At 43.6% G+C, this 18,469-nt stretch carries 13 protein-coding genes; 8 read left to right on the top strand and 5 right to left on the bottom strand.

All coding sequences use genetic code 11. The features are described 5' to 3' along the window. Positions 1–181: 181 nt before the first annotated feature. Entirely contained in the window at positions 182–1,426 is a 1,245-nt protein-coding gene (locus tag BDI_RS13555; protein WP_011966951.1) for a DNA methyltransferase, read from the bottom strand. Between the two features lie 104 nt (positions 1,427–1,530). Here BDI_RS13555 and BDI_RS13560 point away from each other — a divergent pair, with 104 nt between their 5' ends. Together BDI_RS13560 and BDI_RS13565 are read left to right on the top strand one after the other, a co-directional pair. Next, positions 1,531–1,824, top strand: a complete 294-nt coding sequence (locus tag BDI_RS13560; RefSeq protein ID WP_005860945.1) for a helix-turn-helix transcriptional regulator — start codon at positions 1,531–1,533, stop codon at positions 1,822–1,824. Next, positions 1,814–2,560, top strand: coding sequence for an MvaI/BcnI restriction endonuclease family protein (locus BDI_RS13565; protein ID WP_005860943.1), 747 nt, complete (start codon positions 1,814–1,816; stop codon positions 2,558–2,560). The genes BDI_RS13560 and BDI_RS13565 overlap by 11 nt, the downstream gene beginning before the upstream one ends. A gap of 76 nt (positions 2,561–2,636) precedes the next feature. Here BDI_RS13565 and BDI_RS13570 read toward each other — a convergent pair whose 3' ends face one another. After that, on the bottom strand, positions 2,637–3,596 hold the full coding sequence (locus tag BDI_RS13570) for a PCMD domain-containing protein (protein ID WP_011966952.1): 960 nt from the start codon (positions 3,594–3,596) through the stop codon (positions 2,637–2,639). A 132-nt stretch (positions 3,597–3,728) separates the two neighbouring features. Here BDI_RS13570 and BDI_RS13575 point away from each other — a divergent pair, with 132 nt between their 5' ends. The 3 genes from BDI_RS13575 to BDI_RS13585 all read left to right on the top strand — a co-directional run bounded on the left by BDI_RS13575 (position 3,729) and on the right by BDI_RS13585 (position 7,862). Further along, positions 3,729–5,171: a Na+/H+ antiporter NhaC family protein gene (locus tag BDI_RS13575; RefSeq protein WP_041525592.1), complete on the top strand. Its 1,443-nt coding sequence runs from the start codon at positions 3,729–3,731 to the stop codon at positions 5,169–5,171. Between the two features lie 83 nt (positions 5,172–5,254). Then, complete coding sequence (nhaC, locus tag BDI_RS13580; protein WP_011966954.1) at positions 5,255–6,721, top strand: Na+/H+ antiporter NhaC; 1,467 nt, start codon at positions 5,255–5,257, stop codon at positions 6,719–6,721. Then, positions 6,690–7,862, top strand: coding sequence for a dicarboxylate/amino acid:cation symporter (locus BDI_RS13585; protein ID WP_005860935.1), 1,173 nt, complete (start codon positions 6,690–6,692; stop codon positions 7,860–7,862). Before nhaC ends, BDI_RS13585 begins: the two co-directional genes overlap by 32 nt. Here the strand turns inward: BDI_RS13585 and BDI_RS13590 are convergent, their stop codons facing one another. Together BDI_RS13590 and BDI_RS13595 are read right to left on the bottom strand one after the other, a co-directional pair. Beyond that, positions 7,863–8,408 (bottom strand): 3'-5' exonuclease, encoded by a 546-nt coding sequence (locus BDI_RS13590; protein WP_005860932.1) that lies wholly within the window; start codon positions 8,406–8,408, stop codon positions 7,863–7,865. Positions 8,409–8,492: 84 nt separating this feature from the next. Next, positions 8,493–11,726: a S41 family peptidase gene (locus BDI_RS13595; protein ID WP_005866533.1), complete on the bottom strand. Its 3,234-nt coding sequence runs from the start codon at positions 11,724–11,726 to the stop codon at positions 8,493–8,495. Between the two features lie 459 nt (positions 11,727–12,185). Between BDI_RS13595 and BDI_RS13600 the strand changes: the two genes are divergently transcribed. Together BDI_RS13600 and BDI_RS13605 are read left to right on the top strand one after the other, a co-directional pair. After that, on the top strand, positions 12,186–12,470 hold the full coding sequence (locus tag BDI_RS13600) for a LysO family transporter (RefSeq protein WP_172718840.1): 285 nt from the start codon (positions 12,186–12,188) through the stop codon (positions 12,468–12,470). After that, on the top strand, positions 12,460–13,083 hold the full coding sequence (locus BDI_RS13605) for a lysine exporter LysO family protein (RefSeq protein WP_005860926.1): 624 nt from the start codon (positions 12,460–12,462) through the stop codon (positions 13,081–13,083). Before BDI_RS13600 ends, BDI_RS13605 begins: the two co-directional genes overlap by 11 nt. 233 nt (positions 13,084–13,316) lie before the next feature. On the opposite strand, the gene BDI_RS13610 is transcribed toward BDI_RS13605, so the two are convergent. Continuing rightward, positions 13,317–16,766: a DUF6383 domain-containing protein gene (locus BDI_RS13610; protein WP_011966956.1), complete on the bottom strand. Its 3,450-nt coding sequence runs from the start codon at positions 16,764–16,766 to the stop codon at positions 13,317–13,319. Between the two features lie 808 nt (positions 16,767–17,574). On the opposite strand from BDI_RS13610, the gene BDI_RS13615 reads away from it, so the two are divergent. Next, positions 17,575–18,462: an Rpn family recombination-promoting nuclease/putative transposase gene (locus BDI_RS13615; protein WP_011966957.1), complete on the top strand. Its 888-nt coding sequence runs from the start codon at positions 17,575–17,577 to the stop codon at positions 18,460–18,462. The last annotated feature ends 7 nt before the right edge of the window (positions 18,463–18,469 follow it).

Here is an 18,469-nt window from a genome sequence, read left to right on the forward strand (position 1 = left end):
TTTGATATCCAACTATCCAACAAGCGATTAAATATATTTTAACTCAAATTTAAGAGTAGACTGTACATTCCCCCGCAATAATCGATTCTACGGGCGTTAAGATTACAAACTGTCAAAAAGAAAGAACTCGACACTAGGAGCCATTGGCTATCAATTCAGTCAAATAAAACAGCCTCTTTCCTTATTTCTTCTCCAATATGACTATATATTCATTGCACATCGTGCTAACCTTCTTCCCTGCCACATTAGTAGGACTTGTTTTGGAAGGCATCCTTTTGTTAGGTATTTCTCTAACAATAGTATCGATATGTGTAAAACCATTCTTCTCAAACATTTCAGCAGTAAAGTAATCTAATGGAATTTGAACCCCCTTAACCGTTCTGTTCCCTACGACATAACAAACGACTCCACCACTCTTTATTACAGACGCGACATTCTTTATAGAACAGCTATAATCATTAAGAAACGAGACCACTTCCAAATTTCTCTTTGGGTCAATGCTCTTTATTTCGTCCAGTTCAGATTTAATGCTTTTAGTCTCAAAAAGTTCCTCTTTCTGAACTCGTCCCCCCATTAGGAGATTATCTAGTGTTTTAGCATTTTCAAAATTGAACCATTCATTTGCCCACCTTGAAAATTGTCCATAAGCAACGGTTGTTCTACTATCGCCATAAGGCGGAGAGGTTACAACCATATCAACACTATTCGGCTGTATTATATCGGAAGGGATTTCTATAGTACTATTAAAGTCATAGATACCTATATTACATAGATATTTTATACTATTAAACTCCTCAAGTCCATTTATATTTCTTATAACCTTTTCTTCAAACAATCGAAAGACATCCGGTTTGAAGTCTTTAATTTTCTCTTCCTTCATCCTAAACCGCTTAAATTCTCCATTCCTCGTAAACGACACCTCTCTAACAGTCTCGGAAAGAGGAACTTTAAAGAAATCAGCGAAATCCAAAGCCACACATTCATTAATTACTTGATAAATATAAGAAAGGCGCAAAAGGCTATCTCTGGAATACCAATAAGTATAATTAGAAATATTATCGAAATTCTTATTCTTGACCTTATCTTCAGAATACTCAAAGAACAAGGCTTGCATCATTGAAAAAGTATCTCTGATACAAGATAAATCATAATGGGTTGTTTTTACATGGCTCATCAATCTAGCCAATGGATTAAGGTCTGTTCCTATCGCGTTTATACCTTTTATAGAAGCCTCAACTAACGATGTACCGCTTCCCATATATGGATCAAAAAGTAGCTCAACTCCATCCTCTGGCCTATATTCCTCTATTAGAGCTCTTGCTACTTGGGGAATCATCATCGCAGGATACGCATGATAGCAATGAGTAAATTCTTTGGTATCGGCATCCTTAAAGCTCCACCTATTATCAATCGTTCTTTTGTACATACCTTCCTTACTTATATTATGTGAGTGCAAATATACTCAATTGCTCACATATTGTGAGTACATAAGCATATATAAAACTATATTTTTGGGCAAAAATAACAATAATGATTAGAAAGACCGAGTATCAACTTGAAATCATCCTTAAGATAAAGGAGCTAAGAGAGGCCAACAATGTTAGCCAAAAAGAGTTGTCGAATCTCCTCGAAGTGGCTCCGGGCTTAATAGGGAGTATAGAAAGCCCTAAATTTCCACATAAGTACACCCTTAGTCAGATCTATAAAATATGCCACTATTTCAACATTACCATAGAACAGCTATTCATATCAGAGGAAGATTTTTCCAAAGATAGAGATATTATTGACTTACTCATATTTAATATAATACGTTATGGAGAATAAGGATTTTATTATTTCAAAGTTCAAAGAGGTTAAATCCTTGGAATATGTTCCAAGCAATAGAGCCAACAATACTGGGATTGGAAAAACATTTGAAGATTACATCGGAGTTGTCGAGAACAATTTAGACGAGCCCGATTTAGCTGGATTCGAAATAAAATCTCATCGCGGCGCTTCATGCTCTTACGTTACCCTATTCACTAAAAGCCCCTCATTTCCCAAACGTGCGAATGCTTATTTAAAAGATAAATTTGGCACACCTTATGAAGATGCACCATCTATAAATAGCTTGCATACGTCTATGTTTGCAAATAGCTATAACACATATATGAAGAAATATTCTTTTAAACTCCTAAACAACCCTGTCGCCAAGACAATATTAATAGGAGTATTTGACTTAAATACAAAAGAGCTGTTAGATTGTAGCGTAGGTTACACCTATCAAGACATTCAAAAAGCACTAACAAAGAAGCTAAAGAACTTATTATATGTAACTGCCCAAACGAAAAAAGAAGGAGGTAAGGAACTCTTCTACTTCAATAAAGCCGATATATATACAGAGCCATCATTTGAACGTTTTATATCACTCTTAACCGATGGGAAGATAATGTATGATATAAGAATCGGGAGCTATAAATCTGGCCCCAAATATGGTATGCCGCACGACCATGGGAGTGGATTCAGAATATTAGAGGCTAATATCAGACTATTATATTCTGATCACGAAACCATAGAATAAAACAAGCTACGCTTCATTTGTTGGCATCTGTATCAAGACCGGAGACAAATACCATAGGGTTTCAACGATAATAGGCTCAATATCCCAACCGGATATTATCTACCCAAAAGGTATTTCCCGGAGACCCTATGTATGAGCCTCCGTGACTGGAACAGAACTCTAAGATCATATGGGTTACCTCATCGTCCTCCGTTCCCCAGCCGATTTCTTGGATGGGCACATTCTTGCCTTTGCTGTTCAAGCTATAACGGGCGGACTCACCGAGTTGAAACCCCATATATTCTTTATAATCGCTACGTTTCGTGATATCGCCGTATAAGATCGTGAAACTGGCATCGTTTACCCAATCCGTATTTTCATCCATCCGGATTACCAGCGTACCGATACGCTTAGCATATATGTTCCCATCCTTATCTTCCCAACGCTTCTGAAGAAAGAGATTCACCAAAGGCATATCAATGCCATCTACCTCCGATCTCTTGCTAAAACCACTCAATTTAATACGATTGGGATCACCGGAGAGCTTCACCTTATAATCGAATAACAAGGACGTAGGTTTTTGGTGAAACGGGATACCGCAAACGATCTGTCCCCACGTCTCCGAAGAATTCTTCGCCGGTTCCAGAAAACGGCCGAGATAGAGGCATCCACTGACCAGCACCTTCACGTTCATGATACCCATCGCCGAGATCGATTCTATACCCGTCTCCAGCCGTGCGCAATACCCCTCATCCCGTCTTTCGGGGTAGACACTGACGCTAGCTTTCGTAATCCCGCTCACCCTTGCCATCACGTTAGAACTGCCCCAAGGCGAAGCTTTCGACTCAAAAGGTCTATTTCCGATAATCGTATCCGTAGGGCCAACGCAGTAAAGTGCCTTCGTCTCCTTCCCGATAATAGCCGATTCCGTGATCTTACGTACCACCCACTGATCCAGATCGCCATAACGGATCGCTTCCGTCTTTCGCTGGGCATATAGCGCCATACTCATCCCCAAAAAGACAAATAAATAGCCTAACCGATTATTTACTACCATAAGTTACCCTCCTATCCAAATCCTTTTTTATTTTTGCAGCGAAATTAATTAGAATCGATAACACAAGGCAAGTCCGTATAAAGAATTTATTCGGATTATCCATGATAAATAACAAACGACGTGAATAAACCCATGGCAGAAAAGCCCCGGACACCCTCCATCGCGATCTCTTTACTACCCGTAGTGACATTAGTCATCATGCTGGCCGTAGCCATCTATATTTTCCGGGGCGATTCCCTTGGAGGAGCCAGCCAAATCGTATTATTGATAGCCACCTCGATCTGCTCTTTGATCGCCGTCTTTCATTGCAAGATCAAGTGGGAAGATATCGAGGGGCAAATCGCCCGTAACATCTATGGGATCGCACCGTCTGTCATCATCCTTTTATTGATCGGAACCCTATCGGGCAGTTGGATGGTAAGCGGGATCGTGCCGTCCTTGATCTATTACGGGTTGCAAGTCATGCAAACGGATTTCTTCCTCGTGGCCTGTTGCCTGCTATGCAGTATCGTATCGGTCATGACGGGTAGCTCGTGGACTACCATCGCCACCATCGGGATCGCCTTGATCGGGATTGGCGAGGCGCAAGGCTTCAGTACGGGGTGGGTAGCGGGAGCGATTATATCGGGCGCTTATTTCGGGGATAAGATGTCGCCGTTATCAGACACGACGGTATTGGCGGCCTCCGTAACGGACACGCCCCTTTTCACGCATATCCGGTATATGCTTTATACGACCGTTCCCTCTATGATCGTCACACTGATCGTATTCAGCATCGCCGGATTCTCGAGGGAGACAGCGGACGCATCCCAGATAGCCGCTTTCTCCGAAGCCTTGAAAGGCTCGTTCCATATCACGCCTTGGCTTATGATCGTACCGATCGTTACCGGAATCATGATCGCCAAGAAGACACCTTCGATCGTAGTGCTTTTCGCCTCCTCCATACTCGCCGGAATATTCGCCTTGATCTTCCAGCCAAACGCCTTATTGGAGATTTCCGGGATCACGGATAGCGGAATTATCGCCTATATCAAAGGCCTGCTGATGACTTTCTATGACAGCACGCAGATACAGACCGGCAACGAGGCCTTGAACTCTCTAGTCTCTACCCGGGGAATGGCCGGGATGATGAACACGATTTGGCTGATCATTTGCGCCATGTGTTTCGGCGGGGCCATGTCCGCTAGCGGCATGCTGGAAAGCATCACACGTATCTTCTTGCATTTCATGCGAGGCCGTACCAGCATGGTCGCCTCTACCGTCGTGTCCGGATTATCCTTGAACATCTGCACGGCGGACCAGTTTATCGCCATCATCCTGAACAGCGAAATGTTTAAAGAAGTATATAAGCAACGTGGATTCGAGAGCCGCCTGCTTAGCCGGACAACGGAAGACTCAGTCACCGTCACCTCCGTGCTGATCCCGTGGACGACTTGCGGCATGACACAATCTACAATCCTCGGCGTATCTACTTGGACTTATTTCCCTTATTGCGTCTTTAATATCGTCAGCCCGTTTATGAGCATTCTTATAGCGGCAACCGGTTATAAGATCGTCCAAAAGACTGTGAAATAAGGAAATCAATCTATAATTCATAGCGTTATTCAAGGTATTTTTAGTATTTTCGCACCATCATTATTTAAGCGACTGAATGAACAATGGAAAATCATCTTAAGAAGATGCCCTCCCCTCTACTTTCACTAGTGCCTATCCTCGTGCTGGTAGCTCTTTTGTTTGTAACCATACGCACTTTTGGCAGCGACGCGTTGAGCGGCGGAAGCCAAGTCGTATTACTTACCACCACGGCGGTGGCCTCCCTTTTGGCCATGATCTTCTGCAAAGTCAAATGGCGTGATATAGAAGAGGCGATATGTAAAAACATATTGGGAGTGGCCACAGCTATAATTATCCTATTGTTGATTGGTGCTTTATCCGGTAGCTGGATGATCAGCGGTATCGTCCCGACCTTGATTTATTACGGGATGCAAATCATCCATCCGAGTTTCTTCCTTGCCTCTTGTTGCGTGATCTGCGCTGTCGTATCCGTTATGACCGGTAGCTCGTGGACTACCATCGCCACGATCGGTATCGCCTTGATGGGTATCGGCGAGGCACAGGGCTTCGCTACGGGATGGGTAGCCGGAGCGATCATCTCGGGCGCTTATTTCGGGGATAAGATCTCACCGCTCTCGGACACGACGGTATTAGCTTCTTCCGTAACGCATACCCCTTTGTTCTCCCATATCCGGTATATGATGCTTACGACAATACCGTCTATGGTGATCACGTTGATTATCTTTACCATAGCGGGTTTTACGCATACCTCGAACGCATCCGGGCAAATAGCCGAGTTCGCCGCCTCGTTGAACGAAAGTTTTAATATCTCGCTCTGGCTACTGATCGTACCGGTGGTAACGGGTATATTAATCGCCAAAAAAGTACCGTCTTTGATCACCTTGTTTATCTCGACGGCGATGGCCGGGGTGTTCGCGATCTTTTTCCAGCCTCATTTATTGCAAGAGGTAGCGGGAGCGTCGGTAGCGGATGCCTCCTCCCTGTTTAAGGGATTATTCATGACATTTTACGGGAGTACCCAGATCGATACGGGTAACGAGGCATTGAACAGCTTGGTCGCTACCCGGGGTATGGCGGGCATGATGAATACGATTTGGCTGATCATCTGCGCCATGTGCTTCGGCGGCTCCATGACGGCCAGCGGTATGCTGGAAAGCCTTACGTCTGTATTCCTTCGCTTTATGAAACGGAGGGTCGGCATGGTGGCGTCTACCGTATGTTCCGGCTTATTCTTGAATATCGTTACGGCCGACCAATACATATCCATTATCCTTACCGGAAATATGTTCAAGGATATCTACAAGAAAAAAGGATATGAGAGTCGCCTGTTAAGCCGTACGACGGAAGATTCCGTAACCGTAACGTCCGTGCTGGTACCGTGGAACACCTGCGGCATGACGCAAGCCACGATATTAGGCGTAGCGACCCTGACGTATCTTCCTTATTGCTTCTTTAACCTGATCAGTCCGTTGATGAGTATTACGATGGCCGCCATTGGCTTCAAAATAAAGCAACACCATGAAGAAGATCAGAGTATCATTGTTAACTAAAGTCGTTATCGCTATCGCCGCCGGCGTATTGTTCGGCCAGTTTTTACCGGGAGGAATCGCACGTATCTTTGTAACCTTCAATTCATTGTTCGGCAACTTCCTATCGTTCTCCATCCCTCTAATCATATTGGGGCTGGTGACTCCCGCTATAGGAGATCTGGGCAAAGGAGCCGGAAAGCTATTATTGATAACCGCCTTGATCGCTTACGGTTCAACAGTCTTCTCGGGTTTCTTCACGTTCCTGAGCGGATCGGCTATATTCCCGCACATACTACCGACCAACACGGAATTGACGGCGATGGAGAATCCGGAAGATTTCATGCTGACACCTTACTTCGTGGTAAATATGCCGCCTTTAATGGATGTCATGACAGCCTTGCTGCTATCCTTTACGATTGGCCTAGGGCTTTCTAATATAGCGGGAACCACCCTGCGTGACTCTTTCACGGATTTCAAGGAAATTATCATTAAGCTAATCGAGGTGGTTATCATCCCGTTATTACCGCTCCATATTTTCGGTATCTTCCTGAACATGACCGTGAGCGGACAAGTCATGAGTATTATCACGATGTTCCTCAAGGTTATCATAGTCATCTTTGCCTTACATGTATTATTGTTATTGATTCAATTCACGATAGCCGGAGCCATAGCCGGGAAGAATCCGCTCCGCCTCTTGAAGAATATGTTACCGGCCTACGCTACGGCTCTAGGGACCCAATCCTCCGCCGCCACGATTCCCGTGACACTGGCGCAGGCTGTCAAGAATGGCGTACGGGAGAATATAGCGATCTTTACCGTTCCGCTTTGCGCCACGATCCATCTGGCAGGTAGCACCATGAAAATCGTAGCTTGCGCTATGGCTATCATGATCATGGCGGGAGAACCGGTTACCTTCTCCAATTTCAGCGGATTTATCATGATGCTGGGAATTACGATGGTAGCGGCTCCGGGGGTTCCGGGAGGGGCTATTATGGCCGCTTTGGGTATCTTGCAAAGTATGCTGGGATTCAATGAGACGCTGCAAGCGTTAATGATCGCCCTTTATATTGCCATGGATAGTTTTGGCACCGCTTGCAACGTGACGGGAGATGGCGCTATCGCTGTCGTGGTGGATAAAATAGCCGGGAAAAACACCCCATAGTTACCTAGAGTAGCAGGAAGCCATAAGCGCCTCCAAGGTATCGACCTCTTTTTCCCGCATCATCGTAAGGGCGATATGGGCACAGGCGTAAGCGTCGGCCATGGCGTTATGATGTCGGGTAAGGTCGTAACCGCAGTGGGCGGCTACTGTCTGCAACTGATGATTTACCAGAAATGGGTACATCTTCCGGGAGAGACGGCAAGTGCAATAGAAGGAATATTTCGGATAGGCTAAGTCATACACCTCGTGGGCGGCTTTCAGGCATCCCTCATCAAACGGACTGTTATGGGCAACAAGGGGGAGATCCTTTAGTTTCGGGGCGATGCTTTCCCAAGCCTCCTCGAAACATAACGCGTCATTCGTATCCTCAGCAGTCAATCCATGTATGGCCGTAGTCCAACGGGTATAGAAATTAGGGGTAGGACGTACCAAGGTATAAATGCTATCTACTACCCAGTCATCCTCCAATATGGCGATACCTATACTGCAAATACTGCTCCGCTTTCCATTAGCGGTCTCAAAGTCAATGGCTGCGAATCGTTCCATAGATAGATTACTAGTTTTTAATCCGTTTACTATTTATTTATTTGTAGAGACGGGGCGTGCCCCGTCTCTACAAATAACCTCTCATTATTTATGGCTCCAGTCCCTTGGTGCGGGGACAGGGGCTAGCGGTTTGCGTTCTTTTAATTGTTTCATGACTTCCTCGATAGCACGGTCTAACTGTTGATCCTCACCGTTCCATTCCTTGATGGGGTCGTTATCGATCAAGATATCCGGATCCACACCATGGTTCTCGATAATCCAGTTACCCGTCTTCGGATCATAGCTCGTGAAGAAAGGCACACGGATATCCGTACCGTCCATATAAGGAAGCGGGCCGCTAATACCGATGATACCTCCCCAAGTACGGGTTCCAATCAATTTACCTAAGCCAAGCGCACGGAAGCCCCACGGGAACAAATCGCCATCGGAAGCGGAATACTTATTGATCAAGCAAACTTTCGGGCCGACCTGTACGGCATCCGGCACGGTCCCGATCAAAGAAGAACCCCGGCGCATCGTCAAACGATACGGCTCACGAGACAGACGTTCCAGAATCATCGGGGAGACATTTCCACCGCCATTCGCACGATCATCGATAATCAAACCCTCCTTATCCAATTGCGGATAGAAATAGCGGGAGAACTCATTCAAGCCTTCCGGCCCCATATCCGGGATATAGATATAACCGACCTTACCGTTCGTCGCCTTATCCACCTTCTTGATATTATCTTGGATCCAATTATAATGATACAAAGAATACTCTTCCGCCAACGGACTGACTACGATCTTACGAGCGCCCGCCAACTGAGGCTTGCTATTCAAAGACAACTCGGTCGGAACGTTCGCCTTTCCGATCAACAACTTATACATATCGTTCACGCTATTCGTAGGTACTCCGTCTATAGCGACGATATACTCTCCGGCCTTCGCCTCAACACCCGGCTCTGTCAATGGAGAACGTAATTCCTTACTCCAAGAAGCCCCCGGCAGGATCTTTTCCAAGCGGAAGAAACCACTCTTATCCCGAGAAACCTCAGCACCTAGCAGACCCATCGATACCCGTTTAGGACTTTCCACCTCACCGGGGTTCACATAAGCATGCCCTACTCCCAGCTCGCCGATCATCTCGCCAATAATATAATTCAAGTCCAAACGTGTTTTCACGTAAGGAAGAAGGGCGGCGTATTTCTCCTTGATCGCCTTCCAATCCTTGCCATGCATATTCTCCAGATAGAAACCATCCCGGAAAGCACGCCAAGCCTCATCGAAGATTTGCGCCCATTCCTTCGTATAGTCTACCGTGATCTTCATATTCGCCAGATTAACCGGCTTGCTTAAATCCGCTTTACCCTTCGGTATATCGGTTACGAATAGTTGATCGTCCTTAAAGAAAACAGCTTTCTTGCCAGCCGGATCAACCATCATAGCGGCATCGCTAACGGTTTCCTCTTTCTGTTTCTTCAAGTCAAACATCTTCATGCCGCCTTTCGTGAAATAATACACGTTCGTTCCATCGGAATAAAGATCGTAGTAATTCGATCCCGGCAAGGGGAGCTTAACGATTCGATCCGTGATACCCTCTATATCAATCTTTACGACCGGAGTAGAAGCCTCATTCTTTGTCTCGTCCTTTTTAGAGGCATCCGCTTTCGCTGGGGTAGATTCAATGGCGACCTCCGCATCCGTTTCCATAAACGGGGAAGCGGTATCCTTAGACAATAACGCCAGATATACGCCACCCATATTATTATACACATGATTCCATTCCGTTTGGCTATACGTAGGATTGAAATCACGGGCGGAAGTGAATACCAGATATTTGCCATCCGTACTGAATACCGGAGAATAAGACTCGTACCATTTATCGGTCACGGGATATTCTTTCTTACCCGCGATATCGTAGACATAGACGATCGAGAAATTATTATCGGACACACGGGAATAAGTCAACCAATTATTATCCGGAGAGAAACTTACGTTGCGGGCTTCACCTAACAGACTTTGTGAGATAGTTGTTAGCTGTTTGTTAGATACGTCCAAAAGATTGATCCGATTCTTACGATCCGTATAGACAATCTTCTTGGAATCCGGACTCCACTGGAAAGTACGGATATACGTATCGTTATTCTTGGTCAACTGGGTAGGCTCGCCTCCCTCGGAATCTTGGAGATACAGCTCGGTCTCGCCGGTAGCGTCGGAGATATAGGCTATATGTTTTCCGTCCGGAGACCATTGAGCGTCACGTTCGTGCGCTCCCGGAGTACGGGTGATATTTTTCGTAACCCCTTTATCTACCGGGATATTGAATACCTCGCCACGAGCTGTCACCACCATACGCTCACCTTTTGGGGAGAGGCTGGCACTCGTGATATATTTGGAGCCATCCTTGATCTCGCTACGTGCGTAGACATTATCGGAGGCGAGGGTTACGTTCACTTTCTCCGGTTCCTTCGACGCCGCATCCATTTTATAGATATAGCCTCCATTCTCGAAAACGATCGTATTCCCGAAGCTGCTAGGGAATTTCACGTCGTACTCGGTGAAGTTCGTCACCTTACTTGTTTGTTTTGTCTTCGTATTGTAAACGAACAAGTTCATCGTGTAATCCCGATCCGAAAGGAAATAGATCTCATCACCAATCCACATCGGAAAGATATCTTGCGCCTCATTGTTCGTAATATTCTCTACACTTTTCTTCTCCGAATTATACACCCAGATATCATCGGCCATACCGCCCTTATAGTATTTCCATGTACGGAACTCACGCATTACCCGGTTGTAAGCCAATTGTTTTCCGTCGGGCGAATAGCTACAAAAGCCGCCCTCGGGCAAGGGAACCACCTCGGAAAGGCCACCTTCTTTATTTACCGTATATAACTTACCGGAGAACCCATCGCTGATGCGGTTGCGGTAAACAATACCATTACCGTCCGGTGTCCAAGTCATCACGATATTGTTCGGGCCCATGCGATCGCCCAGATCATCACGGCTATTCGTAGCCGTGTAAGTGATACGCAATGGCTCACCGCCGGAAGAGGGCATCGTGTACACTTCCGTATTACCGTCGTACTGTCCCGTAAAAGCGATCGTCTTACCATCCGGGGAGAAACGGGGAAACATCTCATACCCCACATACGATGTCAATCGCTGTGCCTCACCACCTGTAGCCGGGACCTTATATAAATCGCCAGCGTACGAGAATACAATCTCTGAACCATTTGTAGCCGGAAAGCGCATTAATCTCGCCTCATCCGCCGCCATCAACAACGTAGGGATAGCGACAGCCGCCAATGCTGTTAAAATCATTCTTTTCCTCATAACCAATCTTTTCTTTTAATCATATCTGTTCTATCCGTTTTTAGTTGGCCCAATAGCGGGTAGGACCTCAAATGTACATAAAAAGATCCAAAATCCAAGTCAAGTCCCTTATATATCCGATCCTAGAAAAAGTTTTAGAATCTCTAATTTATTACTACCTTTGCGCCGGAAATCAAACAATGATACAAATAAGATGAACAAGAAGCTTCTGAACAACTCAAAAAGATGGTATACCCGAGCTTTCTCGGGTAACACGATCGTGCATGTTCATTGGTTCAGCGGTTTTGTCTAAATCCATTCATACTCTTCTTGAGAGGACTTCTTTTTATAGTTCTCTTCTTACACCTACATCTAGGTCTTAATTGCACTCAAGTTTAACTTCTGCGGAAAAGAGGGAGTATTCGTATGCTTCGTTTCCGGGGAAAGGATGTCTTGCGCATCTCAAAATACAATATGCTTATGTTTATCATTCTAGGTCTATTAGGTCTGGGGATAAGCGTCGGTTATTTATGCCGACACGTCCCCGCTTTCAAGGGATTGGAACATTCCATCTCTTATACGATTTTCGCGATGTTGTTCATATTTGGTATTACCATAGGAGCCAACCAATCTTTGCTGAATAATATTGGTGAGTTTGGAATACAAGCTGCCATACTAGCTATTTGCGGAGTATTGGGAAGTCTGGTAGCATCTTTTATCGCTTATAAATTATTTATCAAGAAAGGAGGTCTCAATGAAAAATAACCTAATCGTTATCTTATGTTTCACAGCGGGAATCTTTTGCGGAACCTTCGCCAACACGACTATCTCCACGTATTGCGAAAAACTACCGCAATTCTTGCTATACGCTCTCGTTATCCAAGTAGGATTGAACCTGGGAGCAAACGCCGAATTAGGAAAGATGGTAAAGGATATCCGGTTTTCCAGTTTGCTACTGCCGTTCTTTACGATCATCGGCACGTTAGTATTCTCTGCGGCGGCGAGTTTGTTATTGACCTCGTGGAATATATATGATTGTATGGCTGTAGGAAGCGGATTCGCTTATTATTCCTTATCCTCCTTGCTTATCGTACAACTGAAAGAGGCGTCGGCAGGGATAGAAATCGCTTCGCAACTCGGGGCTATCGCATTATTGGCTAATATCATCCGGGAAATGTTAGCTTTATTCGGGGCACCGTTGTATGCCTCTTTCTTTGGTAAATTCGCTCCGGTATCCGTGGCGGGAATCAATTCTATGGATGTCTGTCTTCCCGTTATCAGCCGGTATTCCGGAAAGAATATCGTACCTGTGGCTATTATTCACGGGATTATCCTCGAGATCAGCGTGCCGTTGCTTATCTCGCTCTTTTGCAAGTAGAAGCAGGATTTATCCTCAACACCCGCTATAAACACAAAAGAGGATGCGTACATTATATCGACGCATCCTCTTGTTCCTTTATCCGTACTTCCTCCTCACGGAGGTACTTACGGACCTCTTAATTTATTACTTTAGTATTAATATTAATCCAACTCCCGCCTGTTCATCCGTCACGGATTACTTGGATCGATACCCGCACGGGAATTGTATGATTATCTTATTTTGTTAAATTCTTATTTAACGATAGCCTTAACAGCTTCCTCACCATCAACAGCCACTGCTACGATACCGGCAGGAACAGAGATTGTAGCGTTATCGGAAGTAAGAACGGTCTCAGCGATTACCTTACCCAAGATATTCGTGATAACTACAGACTTACCAGCTGCGCCTTGAACGGTTACGGTACCGTTACCTGCGATTACGGATACACCTTCAGTAGCGATCTCATCGTTAGAAGTAACGAATTCATCATCTTCTGTCATGCGTTGTACATTGAATACCAAGGCACCGTCACCGCTAGTCTTAGCATTATCGAACTTAGCGTTCTCATCTGTGATTACCAAGCAACCATTATGCATCTTCAACCAAGCAACATTCTCTTTCGGAGCAATTGCTTCATCTTTATTGCCATAAACAGTTGTATACTGATCATCATAAACCGGTTGTCCATTAACTTCCGCTGAACCATAAACATTAGACTCAAACAAGAAAGAGTTATCTGCACCTTCTTCTGTTACATTTCCAGCCTTGTCAGGATTTACATAACGGAAAGACCAAGTTACGTTCTTATGTTTATCACCTGTCAAGTTCACAATGAAATGTTCAATTTTTGCTTTTTTATAGTTAGCGATGATTTCAGCCGTATCCAAATCAGCCGGAGCCATCTTCTCGAAACCATTTGTCAATACATACAAGCTGTCACCCATGTGAATAGCCTCAACGAAACCAACGCGAGTATAGCTGCTATTAACACTTGAGTTAGTACTTAATTTATACGGATTAGCAACCTTTCTTTCATCATAGACCTTCGCTGAATCAGAGAAGTTTACCAAATATTTACCATAGTGGTAGCCAGCGTGAGCAGGAGTAGCGTGTGAGCAGTGAGCAGCATCAACCTTATTACCAGCATTATCATAGTGATTATGCGCATAAGTACAAGGTACACCCGGAGTTCCCGGTACATCTACGTGAGCCGCAGAGATCAAATATTGAGGTTTGATATTACCTGCGCCACGATTTACCCAAGCCGTATCGATATGGAAGAACAATTTACCATTAGCTTTATCCTTATTCCAGATACCAGCGTAGTTAACCACCTTGTCTTGCAAGTTCTTGTTCCACTCATCCATCAAGTACTCACCACGTACGCTCTCTACGAATGCCAAGCTATCGCAAGCGTCTGTAGCGCTCTCACCCAATGCTACGTTGTTGAAACGACGGTATAATGGAGAGTCATCTGTTACCACAGCGAAAGCGGATGTACGAAGTTCACGATTATTGCCTTGATTGAACTTATCATCTGTAGAACCTTGTAATAAGTCCAGAGTATTATCATCAACAGAAACTTTTACACCATTCGTATATTCATCAGATGAATAAGTAATTATAGATTCTGCCGCACCAACAGAAGCACGAGCCTTTACTTCTGAATTATCTTTTACGATGAAGAATTCTTTATTATCTTTATCATAAACTTTTACTATTTCAGCTTCAACTAACGCATAATAGTGCTTACCGTCCACACAGTTGTTTTCTTTTAAGAAGAACGGAGTTTTAGTATCCTTCTTCATCATATACTTTTTAGCAACATCATCGTAAGACAAATAGCTCTCGCCATTCTTAACATAGTAAACATTTCTTACCAAGCTATCGCCAACACCATAGTTATCATTCTTAACCACGATCTCCAAACGGAAGTTAGTCTTATCACCGTTCTCGTTTACACGAACGATAGAATCCTTACCAGCCGGAGTATACAAATATTTATCTAATGCCAAACCATGTAAATAATTGAATACATATGTCTGAACCTTAGCGGAATCCTCTGTCAAGTATCTGTAACCAACCTTTAAGTTATTAGCGTCTTTAACAGGGATAAAACTCAAAGTATCAGCAACACCGTTATTATAGAAGAATACATCTTTGCTATCTTTTACAGCATACAGCTGAACAGTTTTCTTATTCAGACCTACAGCATTATCAGACAAATCGTTGAACTCACGGTTCTGGATCGTAATAGAAGCAGTAGAAGCCGTACCATTCTTTGTAATAACCCACTGAGCTGCCGGAATATGGTTGAAATCTTGGCGATCTGCTTGTTTTGCCCAACCAAAATTACCAGCCAAGTTAGCCAATGCATAAGCGTTGTTTTGTTCCGGTTTATTACCGCCAGTAGATTTATATTGAATCATATAAACACCGTCTGCCAAAGTTGTTTGAGTCAAACCCGTGAAGTTTGTACCAAGTTTGATAACTGTTTTCTGAACATCCTTAACAGCAACAAGAGCACCAGCAGTAGTACCATCTGTTTCATCTGTATTAACAGTCAATACATTCGTACCGGCCAAACGAGCCATGTAAATGTATTTATCAATAGCTGCTGTTTGAGTTCCCTTAGCAGAAGCTGTGTTATCAGAAAGTACCCAATTAGAGTTGTTGTTCTCCTCTTTCACCCATTTAGCGAAATCCTCATCAGATACACCGCCGTTTTTAGTAATCTTATAAACAGCCTTCTGAACTTGAGCATACAGCTCATCTCTCTGAGCGTTATAAGTGAACTTAAATTTATAAGAACCCTCATTACGGCCATCAGCGTTTAGTTCATCACAAGCAAACTTCAAGAACTTGCTAGTCTCTGTTCCGTCATAATAAGCGGTATCAACTACAACATATGCTTTCTTGTCACCAATCTTTTGGTCTTTAGCTTGCAATGTTACCCAATAGCCTCCATTTTGAGTATCAAATTCCTGATCCCCTGCATGTAAAGCTGTAGCAGTTAAAACATTCTTATTATTCCCTGAAGTCTCCGGATTCATCGTTAAGCCAAAGAACATTTTAGCGATAGCTGCATTATTGCCCTTTACTGAATGTAATAAAGTATTCAATGCGTCACTATCCAAAGAAATACTTGCAGGAATATTTGCTTGGTCAGAAGACAAAGCTATAGCAGCAGTAGAGATTGCACTTTTCTTTGCTTTCTCCAAATAAAGTTTGCTACCTGACTGAGCTATATAAACAACATTCTCACCATCAATATAAGAAACCAAGATATCCTTTCCACCCACTGTCTCAACAACCCACTCAGAAGCACTTCCTCCTAAAGCCAATGGAGCAGCACTAGCGATCTTTTGAGACTTGTTATTGTCATCCACAGCGATAGCTGTAGCAGGATCTACAGACAATGTTAAACCGGTAGCCTTATTTACGAAAGAATAAAGAGTTCTTCCTAAAGAAGTCTTCACGTTAGAGACAGTCCATGTTGCTGGATTCAACTCTTTTAAATCAGAAAGAGTTGTAGGATCAAAGCTCAATGCACCATAATTATTCTCTGTATTTACAGATAAGTAATTTGATGATGCACCCAACAAAGTAGCCTCGCCCTTCTTAGCGTTTATGCTAGCTCCCGCAGAGAATGCAGTCGCCAACATAGCACTAGCTAAAAGCGTAGTAATCTTTTTGTTCATAAATCAAAAATTTAATATTAATAATAGTGTTAATTAAAGTCCATCCCACCGTTTAGCACCCTTGTTTTTCTCGAAAACGACTAGTCTAAACGATCGTTTAGATCTTGCGTTTTTTAGACGCTTGAGAGGGAGGTTCGTTGAAGGAATCGCTTGTTTGGTAAATGATAACCTATCCTATTGATAAGAAAGAGGATAAGTGAAAAAAAAATAGCTCGGAAGGGTTGCAAGTATCGAAGAAACGCGTACCTTTGCAAATGACTAAAAGAATCGATCGTTTAGACTAGCCGTTTCTATCTATTATATAATGTACGCATGTACATTATATATGGTATCCATCCATAACCGCATAATAAATACAAAATACAAACATTCACATGCAATCATTGCAAATACTACAAACGTATAATCCAAGGCTTGTCAAGCCATAAGCTTACGAGTTGAGAAGTGATTAGTTATTCACTTGGAGAACTTTATGCTAGCGGCTTAGTCTATTATTTAATGTTATCTTTATACGTGAAAAGAATAAGTCAACCATACCAAATTTGATCTCTTAAAAAGTACAATAAGCCTAATATTTAAAGATTGTTATTTATATTTCTGATAATCAGCGTATAATAAGAATTGATCAAAATGGGAGCCGATTACTATCCATAGTATTTTGCACTACTATTAATACTAATCGTACTTTCTATAAATAGTAAAGCTGACTACCATGAATCTGCTTTTTAAGAAATATACAATAAACAGGATGTGCGATACGAAAATAAACCTTACCTTTGGAGCAGTAATCACCTAAAACCATTTAACTATGGCACAATACGTAGACATCATGACTGATGTTGGATTTAAGGCTGTCTTCCAAGACAAGCAAGTTACCATCAAGTTCCTTAACGCCGCCCTAGCCGGCGAACGACAGATCAAGGACATCACCTACCTCGACAAGGAGATCAAGCCCGAGACCGTCGAGAACCGTACCATCATATTCGACCTGCTCTGCGAGGACGTGTCCGGGGCCAAGTTCATCCTAGAGATGCAGAATTGTCCCCAGCACTATTTCTTTAACAGAGGTTTTTATTATCTTTGTCGCATGGTGGCCCGGCAAGGACAAATCGGCAAGCAATGGCAATATCGGTTGCTACCCATCTACGGAGTCTACTTCTTGAATTTCAAGTTGCCGGAGTTCACAGACTTCCGTACGGATGTTGTCCTCGCTAACGAGAGGACGGGAAAGGTGTTCAATGAGATCAAGATGAAGCAGATCTACATATCGTTCCCGTTATTCAGTTTAAGCAAGGAGGAGTGCAAGAGCTCCTTCGAACGTTGGATTTATACATTGAAGAATATGAACCTATTTGAACAATCTCCCTTCAAGGAGGAACAGGAGACCTTCCTTCGCTTGCTGGATGTGGCGAACGTCAACTCACTCAGCGAAAAAGAACGTGCGATCTACGAGGAAAACCTAAAGAATTATCGGGATTGGTATGCGACCATCGATTACGCACAAACGGAAGGGATTGAAAAAGGAATGCAGGAAGGAATGCAAAAAGGGATGCAGAAAGGGATCGAGAAAGGGATCGAGAAAGGCCGTCAAGAGGAAAAACTCCAGATAGCCCGAAAGATGAAGAAGCAAGGACTTGACTCCGAACTTATCGCCCAATGCTCCGGACTTTCTGTTGAAGACATTGAGCGACTATAACCCGAAT

This window comes from Parabacteroides distasonis ATCC 8503, assembly GCF_000012845.1.
In the GTDB taxonomy this organism is placed as follows: Bacteria; Bacteroidota; Bacteroidia; order Bacteroidales; family Tannerellaceae; genus Parabacteroides; species Parabacteroides distasonis.

Excerpts from the sequence above, each read along its gene's own strand:
- BDI_RS13615 (WP_011966957.1), top strand. The coding sequence starts at position 17,575 with ATGGCACAATACGTAGACATCATGACTGATGTTGGATTTAAGGCTGTC.
- BDI_RS13605 (WP_005860926.1), top strand. The coding sequence starts at position 12,460 with ATGAAAAATAACCTAATCGTTATCTTATGTTTCACAGCGGGAATCTTT.
- BDI_RS13570 (WP_011966952.1), bottom strand. The coding sequence starts at position 3,596 with ATGGTAGTAAATAATCGGTTAGGCTATTTATTTGTCTTTTTGGGGATG.
- BDI_RS13590 (WP_005860932.1), bottom strand. The coding sequence starts at position 8,408 with ATGGAACGATTCGCAGCCATTGACTTTGAGACCGCTAATGGAAAGCGG.
- BDI_RS13565 (WP_005860943.1), top strand. The coding sequence starts at position 1,814 with ATGGAGAATAAGGATTTTATTATTTCAAAGTTCAAAGAGGTTAAATCC.
- BDI_RS13585 (WP_005860935.1), top strand. The coding sequence starts at position 6,690 with ATGAAGAAGATCAGAGTATCATTGTTAACTAAAGTCGTTATCGCTATC.
- BDI_RS13560 (WP_005860945.1), top strand. The coding sequence starts at position 1,531 with ATGATTAGAAAGACCGAGTATCAACTTGAAATCATCCTTAAGATAAAG.
- BDI_RS13555 (WP_011966951.1), bottom strand. The coding sequence starts at position 1,426 with ATGTACAAAAGAACGATTGATAATAGGTGGAGCTTTAAGGATGCCGAT.
- BDI_RS13595 (WP_005866533.1), bottom strand. The coding sequence starts at position 11,726 with ATGAGGAAAAGAATGATTTTAACAGCATTGGCGGCTGTCGCTATCCCT.
- BDI_RS13600 (WP_172718840.1), top strand. The coding sequence starts at position 12,186 with ATGTTTATCATTCTAGGTCTATTAGGTCTGGGGATAAGCGTCGGTTAT.
- BDI_RS13610 (WP_011966956.1), bottom strand. The coding sequence starts at position 16,766 with ATGAACAAAAAGATTACTACGCTTTTAGCTAGTGCTATGTTGGCGACT.
- nhaC (WP_011966954.1), top strand. The coding sequence starts at position 5,255 with ATGGAAAATCATCTTAAGAAGATGCCCTCCCCTCTACTTTCACTAGTG.
- BDI_RS13575 (WP_041525592.1), top strand. The coding sequence starts at position 3,729 with ATGGCAGAAAAGCCCCGGACACCCTCCATCGCGATCTCTTTACTACCC.